The sequence below is a fragment of the Streptomyces sp. NPDC017991 genome (genome assembly GCF_044328075.1).
Classification (GTDB): domain Bacteria; phylum Actinomycetota; class Actinomycetes; order Streptomycetales; family Streptomycetaceae; genus Streptomyces.
The window spans coordinates 192509-209835 of sequence record NZ_JBIRGP010000013.1; the positions used below are offsets into that span (position 1 = coordinate 192509).

At 70.8% G+C, this 17327-nt stretch carries 19 protein-coding genes and 1 tRNA gene; 17 read left to right on the top strand and 3 right to left on the bottom strand.

The window, feature by feature from the left end:
* The first annotated feature begins 167 nt into the window (after nucleotides 1-167).
* The 14 genes from ACH4DZ_RS33105 to ACH4DZ_RS33170 all read left to right on the top strand — a co-directional run bounded on the left by ACH4DZ_RS33105 (nucleotide 168) and on the right by ACH4DZ_RS33170 (nucleotide 13328).
* A complete protein-coding gene (locus tag ACH4DZ_RS33105) occupies nucleotides 168-617 on the top strand; it encodes an NADH-quinone oxidoreductase subunit A (RefSeq protein WP_398291408.1) in 450 nt (149 codons plus the stop codon).
* Nucleotides 608-1267: an NADH-quinone oxidoreductase subunit B gene (locus tag ACH4DZ_RS33110; RefSeq protein WP_398291410.1), complete on the top strand. Its 660-nt coding sequence runs from the start codon at nucleotides 608-610 to the stop codon at nucleotides 1265-1267. The genes ACH4DZ_RS33105 and ACH4DZ_RS33110 overlap by 10 nt, the downstream gene beginning before the upstream one ends.
* Nucleotides 1264-2589 (top strand): NADH-quinone oxidoreductase subunit C, encoded by a 1326-nt coding sequence (locus ACH4DZ_RS33115; RefSeq protein WP_398291412.1) that lies wholly within the window; start codon nucleotides 1264-1266, stop codon nucleotides 2587-2589. The genes ACH4DZ_RS33110 and ACH4DZ_RS33115 overlap by 4 nt, the downstream gene beginning before the upstream one ends.
* Nucleotides 2586-3554 carry an NADH-quinone oxidoreductase subunit H gene (locus tag ACH4DZ_RS33120; RefSeq protein ID WP_398291414.1) on the top strand — a complete coding sequence of 323 codons (969 nt, stop codon included), beginning with the start codon at nucleotides 2586-2588 and terminating at the stop codon, nucleotides 3552-3554. Before ACH4DZ_RS33115 ends, ACH4DZ_RS33120 begins: the two co-directional genes overlap by 4 nt.
* A 2-nt stretch (nucleotides 3555-3556) precedes the next feature.
* Nucleotides 3557-4186 carry a NuoI/complex I 23 kDa subunit family protein gene (locus tag ACH4DZ_RS33125; protein WP_398291416.1) on the top strand — a complete coding sequence of 210 codons (630 nt, stop codon included), beginning with the start codon at nucleotides 3557-3559 and terminating at the stop codon, nucleotides 4184-4186.
* Nucleotides 4183-4875 carry an NADH-quinone oxidoreductase subunit J gene (locus tag ACH4DZ_RS33130; protein WP_398291418.1) on the top strand — a complete coding sequence of 231 codons (693 nt, stop codon included), beginning with the start codon at nucleotides 4183-4185 and terminating at the stop codon, nucleotides 4873-4875. The genes ACH4DZ_RS33125 and ACH4DZ_RS33130 overlap by 4 nt, the downstream gene beginning before the upstream one ends.
* Nucleotides 4875-5294 (top strand): NADH-quinone oxidoreductase subunit NuoK, encoded by a 420-nt coding sequence (gene nuoK, locus ACH4DZ_RS33135; protein WP_398291420.1) that lies wholly within the window; start codon nucleotides 4875-4877, stop codon nucleotides 5292-5294. The genes ACH4DZ_RS33130 and nuoK overlap by 1 nt, the downstream gene beginning before the upstream one ends.
* The gene (locus ACH4DZ_RS33140) at nucleotides 5291-7285 is read left to right on the top strand and encodes an NADH-quinone oxidoreductase subunit L (protein WP_398291422.1); all 1995 of its coding nucleotides are present in this window, start codon (nucleotides 5291-5293) and stop codon (nucleotides 7283-7285) included. Before nuoK ends, ACH4DZ_RS33140 begins: the two co-directional genes overlap by 4 nt.
* A 6-nt stretch (nucleotides 7286-7291) precedes the next feature.
* Nucleotides 7292-8905, top strand: a complete 1614-nt coding sequence (locus tag ACH4DZ_RS33145) for a NuoM family protein (protein WP_398291424.1) — start codon at nucleotides 7292-7294, stop codon at nucleotides 8903-8905.
* Nucleotides 8902-10437 (top strand): NADH-quinone oxidoreductase subunit N, encoded by a 1536-nt coding sequence (locus tag ACH4DZ_RS33150; protein WP_398291426.1) that lies wholly within the window; start codon nucleotides 8902-8904, stop codon nucleotides 10435-10437. The genes ACH4DZ_RS33145 and ACH4DZ_RS33150 overlap by 4 nt, the downstream gene beginning before the upstream one ends.
* 238 nt (nucleotides 10438-10675) lie before the next feature.
* Nucleotides 10676-11539: a zinc metalloprotease HtpX gene (gene htpX / locus ACH4DZ_RS33155; RefSeq protein ID WP_398291428.1), complete on the top strand. Its 864-nt coding sequence runs from the start codon at nucleotides 10676-10678 to the stop codon at nucleotides 11537-11539.
* The gene (locus ACH4DZ_RS33160) at nucleotides 11536-11934 is read left to right on the top strand and encodes a YccF domain-containing protein (protein ID WP_398291430.1); all 399 of its coding nucleotides are present in this window, start codon (nucleotides 11536-11538) and stop codon (nucleotides 11932-11934) included. Before htpX ends, ACH4DZ_RS33160 begins: the two co-directional genes overlap by 4 nt.
* A 499-nt stretch (nucleotides 11935-12433) precedes the next feature.
* Nucleotides 12434-12694, top strand: coding sequence for a barstar family protein (locus ACH4DZ_RS33165; protein WP_398291668.1), 261 nt, complete (start codon nucleotides 12434-12436; stop codon nucleotides 12692-12694).
* Between the two features lie 67 nt (nucleotides 12695-12761).
* Nucleotides 12762-13328, top strand: a complete 567-nt coding sequence (locus tag ACH4DZ_RS33170; protein WP_398291432.1) for an SMI1/KNR4 family protein — start codon at nucleotides 12762-12764, stop codon at nucleotides 13326-13328.
* Between the two features lie 156 nt (nucleotides 13329-13484).
* Here the strand turns inward: ACH4DZ_RS33170 and ACH4DZ_RS33175 are convergent, their stop codons facing one another.
* Nucleotides 13485-14804: an APC family permease gene (locus ACH4DZ_RS33175; RefSeq protein WP_398291434.1), complete on the bottom strand. Its 1320-nt coding sequence runs from the start codon at nucleotides 14802-14804 to the stop codon at nucleotides 13485-13487.
* Between the two features lie 179 nt (nucleotides 14805-14983).
* Between ACH4DZ_RS33175 and ACH4DZ_RS33180 the strand changes: the two genes are divergently transcribed.
* Nucleotides 14984-15250: a GlsB/YeaQ/YmgE family stress response membrane protein gene (locus ACH4DZ_RS33180; protein WP_189776097.1), complete on the top strand. Its 267-nt coding sequence runs from the start codon at nucleotides 14984-14986 to the stop codon at nucleotides 15248-15250.
* A 103-nt stretch (nucleotides 15251-15353) separates the two neighbouring features.
* Here ACH4DZ_RS33180 and ACH4DZ_RS33185 read toward each other — a convergent pair whose 3' ends face one another.
* Nucleotides 15354-15842 (bottom strand): YajQ family cyclic di-GMP-binding protein, encoded by a 489-nt coding sequence (locus ACH4DZ_RS33185; protein ID WP_107020968.1) that lies wholly within the window; start codon nucleotides 15840-15842, stop codon nucleotides 15354-15356.
* Nucleotides 15843-16043: 201 nt separating this feature from the next.
* Between ACH4DZ_RS33185 and ACH4DZ_RS33190 the strand changes: the two genes are divergently transcribed.
* Together ACH4DZ_RS33190 and ACH4DZ_RS33195 are read left to right on the top strand one after the other, a co-directional pair.
* A tRNA-Tyr gene (locus ACH4DZ_RS33190) sits at nucleotides 16044-16125 on the top strand.
* Nucleotides 16126-16300: 175 nt separating this feature from the next.
* Nucleotides 16301-16513: a hypothetical protein gene (locus ACH4DZ_RS33195; RefSeq protein WP_189776098.1), complete on the top strand. Its 213-nt coding sequence runs from the start codon at nucleotides 16301-16303 to the stop codon at nucleotides 16511-16513.
* 145 nt (nucleotides 16514-16658) lie between these two features.
* On the opposite strand, the gene ACH4DZ_RS33200 is transcribed toward ACH4DZ_RS33195, so the two are convergent.
* Complete coding sequence (locus tag ACH4DZ_RS33200; RefSeq protein ID WP_398291437.1) at nucleotides 16659-17315, bottom strand: NAD(P)H-binding protein; 657 nt, start codon at nucleotides 17313-17315, stop codon at nucleotides 16659-16661.
* Between the last annotated feature and the right edge of the window lie 12 nt (nucleotides 17316-17327).

The following is a 17327-nucleotide window of genomic DNA, read 5'->3' on the forward strand; positions in this document are numbered from 1 at the left end:
TCCGGTGCGTACAGATCGTCGAACGCGGCGCATCGCACGGCGCGCACGCAGGCGCACGCGTGGTCCTACGGACTCGTACGGGCCCGTCGTACGTGGTCGTACGCACTTGTTGTACGAGATCACACCAGGTCACACGAGGTCATCCAGGCCAGGGAGCGAGGGCGGACGTGCCGGAACCGACCATGGTCGCGGCGACCGGAACCACGGGAACCGGGGCCGATACCGCGGCCACCGGTACCTCCCTCGCGGCCGACTACTTCCAGTCCTACTCGGTCGTCGGACTGCTCGCCGTGGTCGGCGTGCTGTTCGTCGCCGTCGCCTTCGGAGCGGGCCGCCTGCTGCGCCCCGTCGTCCCGACCCCCGAGAAACTCTTGACGTACGAGTGCGGAGTCGACCCCGTCGGCGAGGGCTGGGCCCACACCCAGGTCCGCTACTACGTCTACGCGTTCCTGTACGTGATCTTCGCCGTCGACTCGATCTTCCTCTTCCCCTGGGCGACGGTCTTCGCGGCGCCCGGATACGGCGCGGCGACGCTCGTGGAGATGTTCATCTTCCTCGGCTTCCTGGCCGTCGGACTGCTGTACGCATACAAGAAGGGCGTCCTCACATGGACGTGACCCCCAGGGCCGCCTCGACCCCGTCGACGTCCCCGGTCTCCGCGACGTCCTCGGTCCCCTCCGCTCCGGAGCCGGTGCTGCTGCCGGAGCCGAAGCGTCTGGGCGCGCTCGCCCGGCTGGCCCCCGAGCCGATGAAGGTGGTCCTGAACTGGGGCCGCCGCTACTCGCTCTGGGTCTTCAACTTCGGACTCGCCTGCTGCGCGATCGAGTTCATCGCGGCGTCGATGGCCCGTCACGACTTCATCCGCCTCGGCGTCATCCCGTTCGCCCCGGGCCCGCGCCAGGCCGACCTGATGGTGGTCTCCGGCACGGTCACGGACAAGATGGCCCCGGCCGTGAAGCGCCTGTACGAGCAGATGCCCGAGCCGAAGTACGTCATCTCGTTCGGCGCCTGCTCGAACTGCGGCGGCCCGTACTGGGACTCGTACTCCGTGACGAAGGGCGTCGACCAGATCATCCCCGTCGACGTGTACGTCCCGGGCTGCCCGCCCCGCCCGGAGGCGCTGCTCCAGGGCATCCTCAAGCTCCAGGAGAAGATCGCCCAGGAGTCTTTGGGAGAGCGGTACGCGTCCTCCGGCGCCGGCCGTCCCTCCGTGGCCGCGCTGCAGAGCGGCCTCGTCCAGCCGCCGGCCCAGGGGGACGCCCGATGACCGGGACGACCGGATGGCTCCCCGCTCCCGTGGAGGAACTCTTCGGCCCCGACGCCACGGCCGAGGAGTCGTACGAGCTCCTGACGGTCGACGTGCCCCCGCAGTCCTGGCTCGCCTCCCTGCGGAGCGCGCGCGACACCCTGGGCTGCACCTACTTCGACTGGCTGAGCGCCGTCGACGAACCGGGCGCGGCTTCCGGCGCGGCTTCCGGTGCGGCGTCCGGCTCGGCTGCCGGTACGGAACCGGGTTCGGAGCCCGGTACGGAACCGGGTGGCGGCTTCCGCGTCTCGGCCCACGTCGTGGCGCTGGCCCCCGTACGCCGTCTCCTCGTCCGCACGACGGTTCCGCACTCCGCACCCGCCCTTCCCTCCGCCGTCGAGGTCTACGCGGGCGCCGCCTGGCACGAACGCGAGACCCACGAGATGTTCGGCGTCACCTTCGAGGGCCACCCCGGCCTGGACCCGCTCCTCCTGCCCGAGGGCTTCGAGGGCCACCCCCTCCGCAAGGACTTCGTCCTGGCGGCGCGCGTGGCGAAGGCCTGGCCGGGCGCGAAGGAGCCGGGGGAGTCGGAGCACGGCGGCCCGAAACGCCGCCAGATGCTCCCGCCAGGAGTCCCCGACCCGAACGAATGGGGCCCCCTCAAGGGCCAACTCCCCCCGGCCCCCGCCCGCCCGGTCCGAGGCGCGGGCCGCGCGGCGGGTGCGAGGGGAGCGGGAGGAGCAGGGGCTGCGAGGGGAGCGGCGGGAGGAGCAGGGGCTGCGAGGGGAGCGGCGGGTGGACCCGCCGCGACCGGCGACCGCCCGGCACGACGGCCCCGCACGGCGGCCGACGGCTCGGCGAGCCGGACGACGACGCCCGCCTCGCCGGAATCCGCGCCGGCGCCGGAGTCCGGGGCCGGCGGCACGGGAGCGCTGCCCACCGGCCCCACGCCGGACGCGCCACCGCCGCCGCCCCCGACGGCTTCGGCCACGCCTACGCCTGCGCCCGCACCCACGGCGCCGGCCGAGCCGACCGCTGCGACCGGGCCGAAGGCGCCCACCGAACCGAAGCCGCCCACGGCGTCACGCGGTGCGGACGCCCCGTGGCACCAGGCCCGCCCGGCCTTCGACGAGCCCGGACCACCGTCGAACCCACAGCCCGACGATCCGGAGCCGGAGCCGAAGCCGGCACCGGAGCCGAAGCCGGCACCGGAGCCGAAGCCGGCACCGGAGCCGAAGCCGGCACCGGAGCCGAAGCCGGCACCGGAGCCGAAACCGGCGCCGGATGCAGAGCACCCCGACGGTCCCGACGATTCCGAAAGCCCCACAGGAGGCGCGCAGTGAACGACGCGCTCGACGTCGCCCTGCGACTCCTCGTCGTCTTCGTCGTGTTCCTGACGTTCCCCCTGATCGTCGGTCAGGCCGAGCACAAGGTGATGGCCCATATGCAGGGCCGCCTCGGCCCCATGTACGCGGGCGGCTTCCACGGCTGGGCCCAACTCGTCGCGGACGGCGTGAAGTTCGCCCAGAAGGAAGACGTGGTCCCGGCAGCCGCGGACCGCCGTATCTTCCAGCTCGCCCCCGCAGTGGCTCTCCTCCCGTACCTGATGGTCCTCCTCGTCATCCCGATCGGCCCGGGCGAGGGCGCGGTCGGCGAGGTCGTCGACGCGGGCATCTTCTTCGTCCTCGCGGTGATGGGCGTCAGCGTCCTCGGCTCGCTCATGGCGGGCTGGGCCTCGGCCAACAAGTTCTCCCTCCTCGGTGGTCTGCGCACCGCCGCCCAGCTCCTCGCCTACGAACTCCCCATGCTGCTGACCGCCGCCTCGGTCGCCATGGCGGCCGGCACGGTCTCCCTCCCCGGCATCGTCGACGCCTTCGAGTGGTGGTGGCTGCCGTGGCAGATCGTCGGCGCGATCGTCTTCTTCGTGGCGGGCCTCGCCGAACTCCAGCGCCCGCCCTTCGACATGCCGGTCGCCGACTCGGAGATCATCTTCGGCGCCTACACCGAGTACACGGGCCTCCGCTTCGCCCTGTTCCTCCTCGCCGAGTACGCCGGAATCGTCGTCCTGTGCGGCCTGACCACCGTGCTCTTCCTGGGCGGCTGGCACGGCCCGTGGGGCGCCGACGGCCTCGGCTGGGTCTGGACCCTGCTGAAGGCGGCCGTCCTCGCCTTCGTCGTCATCTGGCTGCGCGTCACCTATCCCCGCCTGCGCGAGGACCAGCTCCAGAAACTCGCCTGGACCGTCCTCGTCCCCCTCTCCCTCGCCCAGATCGCCCTCACCGGCATCGTCAAGGTGGTGATCGCGTAACCATGTCCCCCTTTCCCGGCTCAGGCCTGGCCAAGGGCCTGGCCGTCACCCTGCGCACGATGACGAAGAAGACCGTCACCGCGCAGTACCCCGACGCGCAGCCCGAACTCCCGCCCCGCACCCGCGGCGTCATCGGGCTCTTCGAGGAGAACTGCACGGTCTGCATGCTGTGCGCCCGCGAGTGCCCGGACTGGTGCATCTACATCGACTCCCACAAGGAGACGGTCCCGGCCGCCGCTCCCGGTGGCCGCGAACGCAGCCGCAACGTCCTCGACCGCTTCGCCATCGACTTCTCCCTCTGCATGTACTGCGGTATCTGCATCGAGGTCTGCCCCTTCGACGCCCTCTTCTGGTCCCCCGAGTTCGAGTACGCCGAGACCGACATCCACGAACTCACCCACGAACGCGACAAGCTCCGCGACTGGATGTGGACCGTCCCGGCCCCGCCGGCCCTCGACCCCGGCGCCGAGGAACCCAAGGAGATCGCCGCCGCCCGCAAGACCGCCGAGAAACTCGCCACGGCCCAGGCCCAGGCCCAGGCAGACGCTGAGGAAGCGGCACAGGCGGCGCGGCAGGGACAGACGCAGGCGCAGCCCGACCCCACCGATCCTCCGCAGGGAGGCGCATCGTGACTCCCGCCGCGGCCACCGTCTCGGCGGCACAGGCCACGACCACCGCCGCCGAGGCCCACGGCTTCCTCTCCCCGACCGGCGTCGAGATCGCCTTCCTCCTCGTCGGCCTGGTCACCTTCGGCGCCGCCGTCGTCACGGTCACCACGAAGCAACTGGTGCACGCCGCCCTGTGGCTGGTCGTCGCCCTCGGCGGCCTCGCCGTCGAATACCTCCTCCTCACGGCCGAGTTCATCGCCTGGGTGCAGGTCCTCATCTACGTCGGTTCCGTCGTCGTCCTCCTCCTCTTCGGTCTGATGCTCACCAGGGCCCCCATCGGCCGCTCCCCGGACGCCGACTCCGGCAACCGCTGGGCCGCCCTCACCGTCGCGCTCGCCGCGGCCGCCGCCCTCGTCTGGGTGGTCGTCGACGCCTTCCGGACGACGTGGATCGACCTGGACGGCGCCGCCGCCGGCTCCACCGCGGTCACCGGCGCGAGCCTCTTCCAGAGCTGGGTGCTCCCCTTCGAGGCCCTCTCGGTCCTGCTGCTCGCCGCGCTGGTCGGTGCGATCGTCCTCTCCCGCAAGGCGAGGACGAAGGCGAAGGAAGCGGCCGGGGGAGCGACCACCGCGCGCCCCCTGACCCCCCTGACCCCGCGAACCGACGCCACCCGAAGCGCTGCCCCCCGGAGCGACAAGGAAGGCGCCCGCTGATGCACCTCGCCTACCCGGCCGTACTCTCCGCCCTCCTCTTCTCCACCGGCCTCTACGGCGTCCTGGCCCGCCGCAACGCGATCCTGGTCCTGATGTCCGTCGAGCTGATGCTCAACGCCGTCAACCTCAACCTCGTCGCCTTCGACGTCTGGCTCAGCAAGACCGCCCAGGACACCCTGCACTCCGGCCAGGCCCTGACCCTGTTCACCATCGCCATCGCCGCCGCCGAGATCGGCATCGGCCTGGCGATCGTCCTCGCCGTCCACCGCAACCGCGGCACCGCGGACATCGACAGGCTCCGCGACACCGCCGAGCCCGGCGATGACGACGACCCCGACGACGACTCCGATGACGGCTTCGACGGCGACTCCGAGACCGCCCGGAGCGAACCGGCCGAGAAGGCTGAGGCCACCGCGTGACCACGACCACCCTCGCCGTCCTCGTCCCCCTCCTCCCGTTCCTGGGCGCCGCGGCCGGCCTGCTCCTGGGCCGCACCGCCCCCGGCTTCGCACGTCCCCTCGCCGTCCTGCCCTCCGTCGCCGCCCTCGCACTCGCCGCGGTCGTCGCCGTACGCCAGGGCGGCGGACAGGCCGTGGACGCGGCGACCGAGCTCACCCCCACCGGTTCGGTCCCCGTCGAACTCGCCCTGCACATCGACGGCTTCGCCGCCCTCGTCGCGATCCTCGTCGGCCTGGTCGCGACCTGTGTGCAGATCTACTCGACGGCCTACCTGCGCGACGACCCGCGCTACACCTCGTACGCCGCTCTCGTCTCCCTCTTCACCTCCGCCATGCTGCTCGTCGTCTACTCCGGCGACCTGATGGTGCTGCTGGTCGGCTGGGAGATCATGGGCATCTGCTCGTACTTCCTCGTGGGCCACTACTGGGAGACCCCGGAAGCACGCGCCGCTTCCATCAAGGCCTTCCTCGTCACCAAACTCGGCGACGTCCCCTTCCTGATCGGTCTGTTCGCGCTCGCCGCCGACACCGGTTCGTTCCGCATCACGAAGATCCTCGGCAACGTCGCGAGCGGCGGACTCGACCACCCGACCCTGATCGCCCTGCTGCTCCTCGCCGGTGTGGCGGGCAAGTCGGCGCAGTTCCCGCTCCACACCTGGCTCCCCGACGCGATGGCGGGCCCCACACCCGTCTCCGCGCTGATCCACGCCGCGACGATGGTCGCCGCCGGTGTCTACTTCATCGCCCGGCTCCTCCCGGTCTTCGCCGCCTCCGCGGCCGCACTGGTCGTCCTCGCCGTCATGGCCGCCGTGACGATGGCGGGCTCGGCCCTCGCCGCGCTCGCCCAGGACGACATCAAGCGTGTCCTCGCGTACTCGACGATCGGCCAGCTCGGCTACATGACCGGCGCCCTCGCCGTCGGCGACCGTGGTGCCGCCGTCTTCCACCTCCTCGCCCACGGCGCCTTCAAGGCGCTGCTGTTCCTCGCGGCCGGCGTGATCATCCACGCCGCCGGCACCAACTCGCTGGCCGCCATGTCCCGGATGAAGGACCTGCGCGCCCGCGTCCCCGACGCCTACTGGACGATGACCGTGGCGCTCCTCGCACTCGCCGCGATCCCGCCCTTCAGCGGCTTCTTCTCCAAGGAGTCCGTCCTCGGAGCCGCCGAGCACGCCGCCGTCGGCCACGCCGAGAGCGTCCCCGGAGCCGCGGGCTGGATCGTCCTCGTCTCCGGCCTGGTGACCGCCCTGCTCACCGCCGCCTACGCGATGCGCCTGTGGCTGCTCGCCTTCCACGGCCACGGCACCGAGGCCCCCGACCACGGCAAGCAGCCCGTCGCCATGAACTCCGTGCTGTGGCTGCTCGCCCTCCCCTCACTCGCTTTCGGACTCGCCACGGGCCTGCTGCCCGACTGGTTCGACGGCCGGGACCTGACCCCGACCCTCACCACCGCCGTCCTCGGTACGGGCGTCGCCCTGGTAGGCGGCATCGTCACGTACGGCGCGTGGCGGCACACCACCGCCATGGCCGGCCGTGTCCCGCTGGGCGCGGTCGCGGCCCACCCGGACGCCGACGGCGGCCTGGTCGAGGCCGAGGCCATCGCCAGCCACGAACCCGCCTACGGGAACGTGGCCTCCGCACCCGACCCGGCGGATCCGGGCCGCCTGCTGCTCGGCCCGCTGCACCGTCACGCGGCCGTCGGTTTCCACCTCGACGCGGTGTACGCGGCGCTCTTCGTCCGCCCGGTCCAGGCCGCGGCCACCCTCGTCCGGTTCCTCGACCGCGAGGTCGTCGACACCTACGTACGCGGCGCGGGAGCCCTGCCCCGCTGGCTGGGCGCGGCCGTCCGGCGCGCCCAGACCGGCAATCTGCAGACCTATGTGAGCGCGCTGCTCGCCGGCACCGTCGTCCTGGTGGTCGCCGCCCTCCTCGTCGCCACCGCGGGAGCGTGAGCAGGCGTGATCGATATCAACGAGTCCGTGATGCAGTTTCTTCTGGCGTTCATCGTCGTCGCCCCGCTCATCGGGGCCGCCGCCGCTCTCCTGCCGGCCCCGCCCGGGCTGAAGGGGAAGTCGCCCGAGCAGGCCGTGCTGCGGCACGGCACGACCGTCACCGGTGCCGTACTCATCGCCGCCATCGTCCTCGCGCTCGGCTTCGACCACGACACTCCGGTCAAGGCACAGCGGATGCAGGCCACGACGGACATCAGCTGGATCCCCGCACTCGACGTACGGATCCACCTCGGCATCGACGGCATCTCCCTCCCTCTCCTCGTGCTGACCGCGCTCCTGACCTTCCTGTGCGCGCTGTACTCCTACTTCAAAATGCCGTCGGGCCCGTCCCCGAAAGCATTCGTGGCGCTCGTCCTCGTGCTGGAGTCCGGCACCCTCGCGACCTTCGCCGTCCTCGACTTGCTGCTGTTCTTCCTCGCGTTCGAGATGGTGCTCATCCCGATGTACTTCCTCATCGCCCGCTGGGGCGGTGAGCAACGAACCCAGGCGGCCTGGAAGTTCATCCTCTACACCCTGCTCGGGTCCGTCGTCATGCTGCTGGGCCTGCTCCTGATCGGAATCAAGGCGGGCACTTTCGACATGGTGGCACTCGCCACTGACAATCACCCCGCGCTGACCCCATCGGTGCAGGTCATCGCCGTTCTGGCGATCGGGATCGGGCTCGCGGTCAAGACGCCGATGTGGCCGCTCCACAGCTGGCTGCCGGACGCGCACACCGCCGCCCCGACCGTCGGCTCGGTCCTGCTGGCCGGGGTCCTGCTGAAGATGGGCACGTACGGGTTCGTCCGCATCCTGCTGCCCGTCACGCCCGACGGCATGAGCACCTTCGCCCCGTATCTCGGGGCCTTCGCGGTCGTCGGGATCATCTACGGTTCGCTGGCCTGCCTGGCGCTCGCCAAGCAGGGCGCGAAGGGCGACCTCAAACGCCTCATCGCGTACTCCTCGGTCGGCCACATGGGCTTCGTGCTCCTCGGCATCGCGTCGATGACCCCGACCGGCGTGAACGGCGCGCTGTTCGCGAACATCGCCCACGGCCTCATCACCGGCCTGCTCTTCTTCCTCGTCGGCGCGCTCAAGGACCGCACGGGCACGACCGACCTCGACGCTCTCGCGAAGACGACCGGAGCCGCGCTCTACGGCCGTGCCCCGCGCCTCGGCGGCCTGCTCGCCTTCGCCGCCGTCGCCTCGCTCGGACTGCCGGGCCTCGCCGGGTTCTGGGGCGAGATGCTCACGCTGTTCGGCGCGTTCGACCCCGCCGACGGCCTCAGCCGGCCCGCGTTCCTGACGTTCATGGCGATCGCCGCGTTCGGCACCCTGCTCACGGCCGCGTACATGCTCGTCGTGGTCCGCCGTGTCTGCATGGGCGACACCTCGCAGCACCCGGAGCACGCGGAGCACTCGGAGCAGGGGAGCCCGAAGCTCGCCGACGTCCGGACGTACGAGTTCGCCGCCTGGACCCCGCTCGTCGTCCTCACCGTCGTCGCCGGGCTCTGGCCCAAGGCACTCCTCGGCCTGACCGACCCGGCCGTGCAGCAGCTCCTCTCAGGAGGCAACCGATGAGCCCCCAGGCCCAGTCCCTGGTCCAGTCCGTCGACTGGCTCGCGATCGCCCCGCCCACCATCGCGGCGGTCGTCGGACTCGCGGTGCTCGTGGCCGACCTCTTCGTGGACGGCAAGAAGAAGGCCCTGCTCGGCTGGGTCTCCGTCGCGGGGCTCGCCCTCGCCGGGCTCGCCCTGCTGCCCCTCCTGGACGGCGACCGCTCCACGTTCTGCCTGACGGGCGACGCGGACGTGTGCAGCTACACCGCGGACCGGTTCACGCTGGTCATCCAGTTCCTCGTCCTCGGCGGCGCGCTCCTCGCGGCACTCCTGTCGATGACCACCCTGAAGGACGCGGGCAAGGACGCCGGTGGAGACACCGACAAGGAACTCCCCGAAGGGGAGTTCTGGTTCCTGCTTCTCTCCTCGGCCGCGGGTGCCGCCCTGCTGCCCGCCTCGCGTGATCTCGCCACACTGATCGTCGCCCTGGAGGTCGCCTCCCTCCCCGCCTTCGCCCTCGTCGGCATCAAGCACGGTGACCGGAAGTCCTCCGAAGCGGCCCTGAAGTTCTTCCTGTCCTCGGTCACCGCGACCGCCGTGAGCCTCATGGGCGTCAGCTTCGTCTACGCGTCGACAGGCACCCTGTACCTCACGGAGATCGCCACCAGGATCGAGGACGTCGACGCCCAACTGCACACGCTCGCCCAGGCGGGCGTCGTCCTCACCCTCGTCGGCTTCGCCTTCAAGACCGCCGCCGTGCCGTTCCACTTCTGGGTGCCCGACACCTACGTAGGAGCCCCTCTCCCGGTCGCCGCCTACCTGTCGGTCGTCGGCAAGGCGGTCGGCTTCTCCGGCCTGATCCTCGTCACCGTGATCGCCCTCCCGTCGTACGCGGACGTCTGGGGCCCGGCACTCGCCGCCCTGGCCGCCCTCACCATGACGATCGGCAACGTCGGCGCCCTGCGGCAGCGGGCCACGCGCGCGTACAGCGCGGTACGGCTCCTCGCCTGGTCCTCCGTGGGACAGGCCGGCTACCTCCTGGTGCCGATCGCCGCCGCCGCGTACTCCGAGGACGCCCGGAAAGCCATCGGCTCCACCGTCGCGTACGCCCTCATGTACGCCGCCGTGAACCTCGGAGCCTTCGCGGTGGCCGCCCTGGTGGCCCGTACGAAGCCGCTGAACCGGATCAGCGACTACCGCGGCCTGTACGCCTCCCGCCCCCTCGCCGCGCTCGTCCTCGGCTTCTTCCTGCTCTGCCTGGCCGGTCTGCCGCCGGGCATCATCGGCCTCTTCGCGAAGGTCACCGTCTTCTCGGCGGCCGTCGAGGCGGGCCTCGGCTGGCTCGCCGTGGTCATGGCCGTCAACGTCGTGATCGCGCTCTTCTACTACCTCCAGTGGACGACCCTGCTGTTCCGCGCACCCGAGGGCGAACCCGAGACGCACCGCGTCCCGGCCCCCCTCACCGCGGCGATCGCCCTGACCGCCGTCCTCGGCGTCGCGCTCTCGGGGGCACCTCAGCTCATTCTGCGCTTCTCGGACACCGGTCTTTTCTGACGCCATTCCCGCAGCCTTCACGCGCGTGTGCGGGTCAGCAGCCCCGCACACGCGCGTGCGTGTGGTCGCACATCACCCGGACAGCCGACGCGCGACCCCGTGCGCACAAGGGAACTAGTGCTCCCCGCCTGGCGTTGACCAGTGAGGGAGGGTCCACTGGACCGTGGAGTCACGGAACCAGTGACGTCAGAGATCGACAAGCAAGGGTTCCCCTGCCGCACGATTTGGAGGGCGTACCGTGCACCGCCGGCACAACGGGCTCAGGACCGCCGTACTCCTCGGGGGACTGTCCGCACTCATCATCGTCATCGGCAGTTTCTTCGGGCGTATGGGCCTCGTCGTCGCACTGGCCATCGCGATCGGCACGAACGCGTACGCGTACTGGAACAGCGACAAACTGGCTCTACGCGCGATGCGCGCGCGCCCGGTGAGCGAATTCGAGGCCCCGGCGCTCTACAAGATGGTCCGCGAACTCTCCACGCAGGCCCGCCAGCCCATGCCCCGCCTGTACATCTCCCCGACGGAAGCACCGAACGCGTTCGCCACGGGCCGCAATCCGCGCAACGCCGCCGTGTGCTGCACCGAGGGCATCCTGCGCATCCTGAACGAGCGGGAGCTGCGCGGCGTCATCGGCCACGAACTGAGCCACGTCTACAACCGCGACATCCTCATCTCGTCCGTCGCCGGCGCCCTGGCCTCCGTCATCATGTTCCTGGTCAACTTCGCCTGGCTGATCCCGATCGGCCGCTCCAACGACGACGACGGTCCCGGCCTGCTCGGCATGCTGATGATCATGATCCTCGGCCCGCTTGCCGCGTCCGTCATCCAGCTCGCCATCAGCCGCTCCAGGGAGTACGAGGCGGACGCGTCCGGCGCCCAGCTCACCGGCGACCCGCTGGCCCTGGCGAGCGCCCTGCGCAAACTGGAGGCGGGCACGAAGCAGCTGCCGCTGCCTCCGGAGCCGCGCATCGAGACTGCGAGCCACATGATGATCGCCAACCCCTTCCGCCCGGGCCAGGGACTCTCCAAGATGTTCTCAACGCACCCGCCCATGGCGGAGCGCATCGCCCGGCTCGAACAGATGGCAGGTCGCCACCAGTGAAGACAATCCTCAACATCATCTGGCTCGTCCTGAGCGGCTTCTGGCTGTTCCTCGGCTACCTGCTCGCGGGCGTGCTGCTCTGCATCACGATCATCGGGATCCCGTTCGGCGTCGCCGCGTTCCGTATCGGCACCTACGCGCTGTGGCCCTTCGGCCGGACGACGGTCGAGCGCCGTGACGCGGGGGCGCCGTCCTTCGTCGTCAACGTCCTGTGGCTGATCCTCGCCGGCTGGTGGCTGGCCCTCGCGCACATCGTCACGGGCCTCATCCAGTGCGTCACGATCATCGGCATCCCCCTGGGCATCGCCAACTTCAAGCTGATCCCGGTCTCGCTGTTCCCCCTGGGACGCGAGATCGTGCGTACGGACCAGCCGTTCACGTCGTCGGTCCGGTAGGGCGGCGCCCGGGGTACGGAGGCCGAACCCTGGGGCGGTTGCCGGGACCTGGCGCACATTCCGGACAGGCGGCCGGACCTTCTCGAACCACCCGTGCGGCTGCTCGGTTGCTCCCCCCCCCGGCGGAGCCCTCCGCACGGCCCTGGACGCGGGCGAGGAGGACCTCGGACACGCCAAGCTGATACGCGTCGACAGGGCGGGCCGTCCCGTCCAGTCCGCCGTCGAGGGCGAACTCGTCGCGTAATTCCCTCGGCACGCGGCCCCGGCCCGGTGGACCTCACGCTGGAGCCCTGATCGGACCGGCCGCCGACCGCGGCCGAGGAGGTAGGGGAGCTGTGGGACACCGGCAGGCCCGCCGAGCCCGCTCTCTGGGCCCGGTGCGGAGGGCCGCCGCCACTGGCTGACGACGGCACTGGACCGCTACGACGCCGACAGACCCGACGCCGACAGACCCAACGCGGAACCCGGCCGTACCTGTCACCTCGACGGCCACCACATCATCGACGAGCCGGGCTTCTTCTGCGCGCTCGGCGAGGCGGTCAACGCACCGGGAGGCTACTTCGGCCGGAATCTCGACGCCCTCGACGACTGCCTCCGTGGCCGCTGGGGCACCCGACGGCCCTTCACCCTGATCTGGCACGACGCGGAGGTCGCCCGCACCGGCCTCGGCCTCGTCCCGCGCACCGACCGCCGCCCGTGGACGTTCGAGGAACTCCTCGCCTTCCTCGTGGACAAGGGCACCGACGTCCGTCCCGCCTGAGAGCCGCTCGTCCGAGGGTTATCCACAGGCCGGTCCCATTGTCAGAGGCGCGCTGCATCATGAACGCATGACCGAGATCGAGCAGTTGCTGGTACGTGTCCTCGCTGAGGCACGCAACTCCCGGCCGTGGGGCTGGCCTTCGCTCCCCGAGCCCGTGGACGCCGCCACGCTTGCCCGCGCCGAGTCCGCCCTCGGCTTCTCCGTACCGCCGCTGCTCGCCGCGCTCTATCTGCGGATAGGGGACGGAGGATTCGGCCCGGAGTACGGTCTGCTTCCGCTGCTCGACAGCCCGCCCTCGGGGGAGCCGGCGGTCGTCGCGCAGTACCTCGCCCTCCGCGAGAGCGGCCGCAAGGATCCCGACTGGCCCTGGCCGGAAGGCATCCTGCCGATATCCCACTGGGGCTGCGGAATGTACGCATGCGTGGACTGCCGTGCGCCGGACGCCACGGTGCTCCTGTTCGAGCCGAACGCCGACGACGCCGACCACGCCTGGTACGTGGACGCACCCACCCTCACGGTTTGGCTCGACGCGTGGCTCCAAGGCACCGGCTGGTACGACGAGCTGAACGACGACACGGACCTGGAGCCCTGGGACGACTTCCGCATACGGACGGGAGCGGCACGAGCGTCGTAGCGTGCGGCTCCCAGCTCCAAACTCCCGGCCTCCAAACTTCCGGCCTCCGGCCCTTCAAGGGCGCGGGGAACTGCACACTCGGCCCCTACCGGCCAGCACTCACTCACCGACGATCCCCGGCACTCCCCCCCGCCCGTGAAGGCGACGCGCGCACGATCAACGCGCGCGAAGCCGCCACCGCACCCCGTACGCGACCGCCCCGAACCCCAGCACGCCGACCCCCACGGCCACGGACATCCACGGCAGGGCGAAAGCCAGTGTCAGGCACCCGGCCAGCCCCACCACGGGCAGGACCCGTGACACAGCCGCCGGACCCAGTGCCCAGGCCGCGGCGTTGGCGATCGCGTAGTACACCAGCACCCCGAAGGAGGAGAAGCCGATCGCACCCCGCACATCCACCGTCGCGGCCAGCACCGCGACCACCGCCCCGACGGCGAGCTCCGCCCGATGGGGCACCCGGAAGCGCGGATGCACGGCGGCCAGCCCGCCCGGCAGATGCCGGTCGCGGGCCATGGCCAGCGTCGTCCGCGACACCCCCAGGATCAGCGCGAGAAGGGAGCCGAGCGCCGCCACCGCGGCGCCCACCCGTACGACCGGGACGAGCCCCGGTGCCCCGCCGGCGCGCACCGCCTCGGCGAGCGGAGCCGTCGCCTGCCCGAGACCCGCCGGCCCCAGCACGGAGACGACAGCCACCGCCACAGCCGCGTACACGACCAGTGCGATACCCAGAGCGAGCGGGATCGCGCGCGGAATGGTGCGCGCCGGATCCCGTACCTCCTCGCCGAGGGTCGCGATCCGCGCGTATCCGGCGAAGGCGAAGAACAGCAGTCCGGCCGCCTGAAGCACGCCTCCGGCGCCCCCGGAGGCGCCCGTGCCGAGCCGCCCGGCATCGGAGTGCCCCGAGGTCAGGCAGACGACCACGACGGAAGCGAGGACCGCGAGGACCACCGCGACGATCACCCGCGTCAGCCACGCGGACTTCTGCACACCGCCGTAGTTCACCGCGGTCAGGGCCACCACCGCCCCGACGGCCACCGCGTGCGCCTGACCCGGCCACACGTACGTGCCCACGGTGAGCGCCATCGCCGCACACGAGGAGGTCTTCCCCACGACGAACGACCAGCCCGCCAGATATCCCCAGAACTCGCCGAGCCGCTCGCGGCCGTACACATACGTTCCGCCCGACGCGGGATACCGGGCGGCCAGGCGTGCCGAAGCGGTCGCGTTGCAGTAGGCGACGACGGCGGCGATCCCCAGCGCAAGGAGCAGTCCGGATCCCGCGGCCCTTGCCGCGGGCCCCAGCGCGGCGAAGATTCCCGCACCGATCATCGAGCCGAGGCCGATGACCACGGCGTCACCGACGCCGAGGGTCCGCCGCAGTTCCGCCGCGCCGCTCGGGGATCCAGAAGCGGATCGAGAAGCGGATCCAGAACCGGACCCGGACGAACCCGGCCGGGCGGGATCGGACTGTGTCATGAATTGCACCCTACTGATCAGTGCAACCGGTCACCGTCGTGCCGACGTCCTCCTCACCAACAAGGGGTGAACAGAAGAGCGAAACACAGAACGACAGAAACAGCCGAGAGCGGTATGACCACAGGGTTGTGCGAGCAGGATCACAGCACAGGTACAGCGCGAAGGGGCAGGTTCACGGCATGGGCATCATCAGCTGGATCATTCTGGGGCTGCTGGCCGGAGCCATCGCCAAGTTCTTGCTGCCGGGACGCGATCCGGGTGGCTTCATCGGCACGACACTGATCGGCGTCGCGGGCGCGTTCATCGGCGGCTGGATATCCGCCCGTTGGCTGGACCACCCGATCGCCAAGGACTTCTACGACGGAGCCACCTGGGCCGCCGCGATCGGCGGCGCGCTGGTTCTGCTGATCGGCTACCGCATCCTGTTCGGCAACTCGCGCGACTGAGTGCGCGCCTCCAAGGCCGCAGCCGGCAGACGAGAAGGGTGGGCACCCGAGGTGCCCACCCTTTCTCGTACGCGCGGCCGGCGCCCGTGGAACGACCGGCAGGTCACCGGTAGTTGACGAACTGCAGTGCGAAGTCGAAGTCCTTGCCCTTGAGCAGGGCCTGCACGGCCTGCAGGTCGTCACGGCTCTTCGAGCTGACCCGCAGCTCGTCACCCTGTACCTGCGCCTTCACGCCCTTCGGGCCCTCGTCGCGAATGATCTTCGCGACCTTCTTCGCGTTGTCCTGGGAGATGCCCTCCTCGATCGAAGAGAAGATCTTGTACTCCTTGCCGGAGAGCTGCGGCTCACCGGCGTCCAGTGCCTTCAGCGAGATACCGCGCTTGATCAGCTTGGTCTCGAACACGTCGAGGATGGCCTTGACCCGCTCCTCGGAGTTCGCCTCCATGAGGATCTTCTCGCCGGACCAGGAGATGGAGGCGCCCACGTTCTTGAAGTCGTAGCGCTGCGAGATCTCCTTGGCGGCCTGGTTGAGGGCGTTGTCGACCTCCTGCCGCTCGACCTTCGAGACGATGTCGAAACTGGAGTCGGCCATGTCCTGTGGCTCCTTGTATCGGGGTGCGTAGTGGCGGCCGCCGAACCCGCTTCGGTTCCGGGCCGCATCCGCATAAGCCTAGCCACCCCCTCCCCTCCGGGCACCGATCAATCGAGTGGCGAAGCACCCCCGAGCATCGGGTATCGTTTACGTCGTTGCCACAGAGCGCCGTCGAAAGACGGTTCGAACGGCAGCAAACCCGGCGGTGTGCCCGAGCGGCCAAAGGGAGCAGACTGTAAATCTGCCGGCTCAGCCTACCCAGGTTCGAACCCTGGCGCCGCCACGCTGAGAGAAGAAACCCTCTCTGAAATGCGAGTACGCATTTCAGAGAGGGTTTCTTCGTGTTCGGACAGCCCCGGGCCCGGTGGCCGGCGGCCCGACCGTTCCAGGGCTGTGAACCACGGGAACGCGGAGCGCCCCCGCACCGGTGCCCCGCGTTCGCTCCGTACCCTGAACCCATGTCCTCACGTCGCCGGATCTGCCCCGAGTGCCGTCGCGAGATCGCTGTCGTCGCCGGGCGGTTCGCTCGGCACGACCCGGCGGGGGCCCGGGGGAGCGGGGAACTCGTGTCCTGCCCGGGGTCGCGCAGGCATGCGGAGCTCGGGGCCTCTCAGCCGGCGCTGGACGGGTACGTCGTGGCGGACTTCCCCGGCCAGCTTCCGCTCTTCTGACTCCTGCGCTCTCTGACTCCTGCGCTCTTCGGACTCGTACGTTCTTGCGTTCTTGCGGTCTGCCGGCTTCTGAGCGGCCGTGCCTGCCGGGCCCGCCCCTCACCGGCGGCGCGGCGTCCCAGCTCAGGTCAGGGCCACCTGCCCGTCAGTTACCGGCCACCGACTTGACCGCCACCGACACCGGTGTGGAACCGCTGATCAGTTCCAGGGTCAGACCGGCTGTCGCGGGGGTGTCCACCAGCTCCGCGAGGACCGCGGCGACGTCGTCGCGCGGGACCGGCCCGCGGCCCGTGGCGGCCTCCAGACGGACGAGGCCCGTGCCGGCGTCGGTCGTCAGCATTCCAGGACGCAGGATCGTCCAGTCCAGGCCGCGGTGAGCGCGTACGTACGAGTCGGCCTCGCCCTTGGCGCGCAGATACGCGTCGAACACCTCGTCCCCGGGGTGCTCCGGATCCGCGCCCATGGAGGAGACGACCACATGGCGTCGTACCCCGGCCCGGGCCGCCGCGTCCGCGAAGAGCACCGCGGCGCCCCGGTCCACGGTCTCCTTGCGGGCCGCCCCACTGTCCGGGCCCGCGCCCGCCGCGAAGATCGCGGCGTCCGCGCCCCGCAGATGCGCGGAGACCTCCTCCTCCGAAGCCGACTCCAGATCGCACAGCACCGGCTCGGCGCCGGCCGCCCGCAGATCGTCGCCCTGTTCGGCTCGGCGGATGATCCCCGCGACCTCGTCACCGCGCGCGGAGAGCAACCGCTCAAGCCGCAACGCGATCTGACCATGACCTCCAGCGATAACAATGCGCATGTTTCCGACCGT

Excerpts from the sequence above, each read along its gene's own strand:
- ACH4DZ_RS33110 (WP_398291410.1), top strand. The coding sequence starts at position 608 with ATGGACGTGACCCCCAGGGCCGCCTCGACCCCGTCGACGTCCCCGGTC.
- ACH4DZ_RS33115 (WP_398291412.1), top strand. The coding sequence starts at position 1,264 with ATGACCGGGACGACCGGATGGCTCCCCGCTCCCGTGGAGGAACTCTTC.
- ACH4DZ_RS33125 (WP_398291416.1), top strand. The coding sequence starts at position 3,557 with ATGTCCCCCTTTCCCGGCTCAGGCCTGGCCAAGGGCCTGGCCGTCACC.
- nuoK (WP_398291420.1), top strand. The coding sequence starts at position 4,875 with ATGCACCTCGCCTACCCGGCCGTACTCTCCGCCCTCCTCTTCTCCACC.
- ACH4DZ_RS33150 (WP_398291426.1), top strand. The coding sequence starts at position 8,902 with ATGAGCCCCCAGGCCCAGTCCCTGGTCCAGTCCGTCGACTGGCTCGCG.
- ACH4DZ_RS33170 (WP_398291432.1), top strand. The coding sequence starts at position 12,762 with ATGACCGAGATCGAGCAGTTGCTGGTACGTGTCCTCGCTGAGGCACGC.
- ACH4DZ_RS33175 (WP_398291434.1), bottom strand. The coding sequence starts at position 14,804 with ATGACACAGTCCGATCCCGCCCGGCCGGGTTCGTCCGGGTCCGGTTCT.
- ACH4DZ_RS33180 (WP_189776097.1), top strand. The coding sequence starts at position 14,984 with ATGGGCATCATCAGCTGGATCATTCTGGGGCTGCTGGCCGGAGCCATC.
- ACH4DZ_RS33185 (WP_107020968.1), bottom strand. The coding sequence starts at position 15,842 with ATGGCCGACTCCAGTTTCGACATCGTCTCGAAGGTCGAGCGGCAGGAG.
- ACH4DZ_RS33195 (WP_189776098.1), top strand. The coding sequence starts at position 16,301 with ATGTCCTCACGTCGCCGGATCTGCCCCGAGTGCCGTCGCGAGATCGCT.
- ACH4DZ_RS33200 (WP_398291437.1), bottom strand. The coding sequence starts at position 17,315 with ATGCGCATTGTTATCGCTGGAGGTCATGGTCAGATCGCGTTGCGGCTT.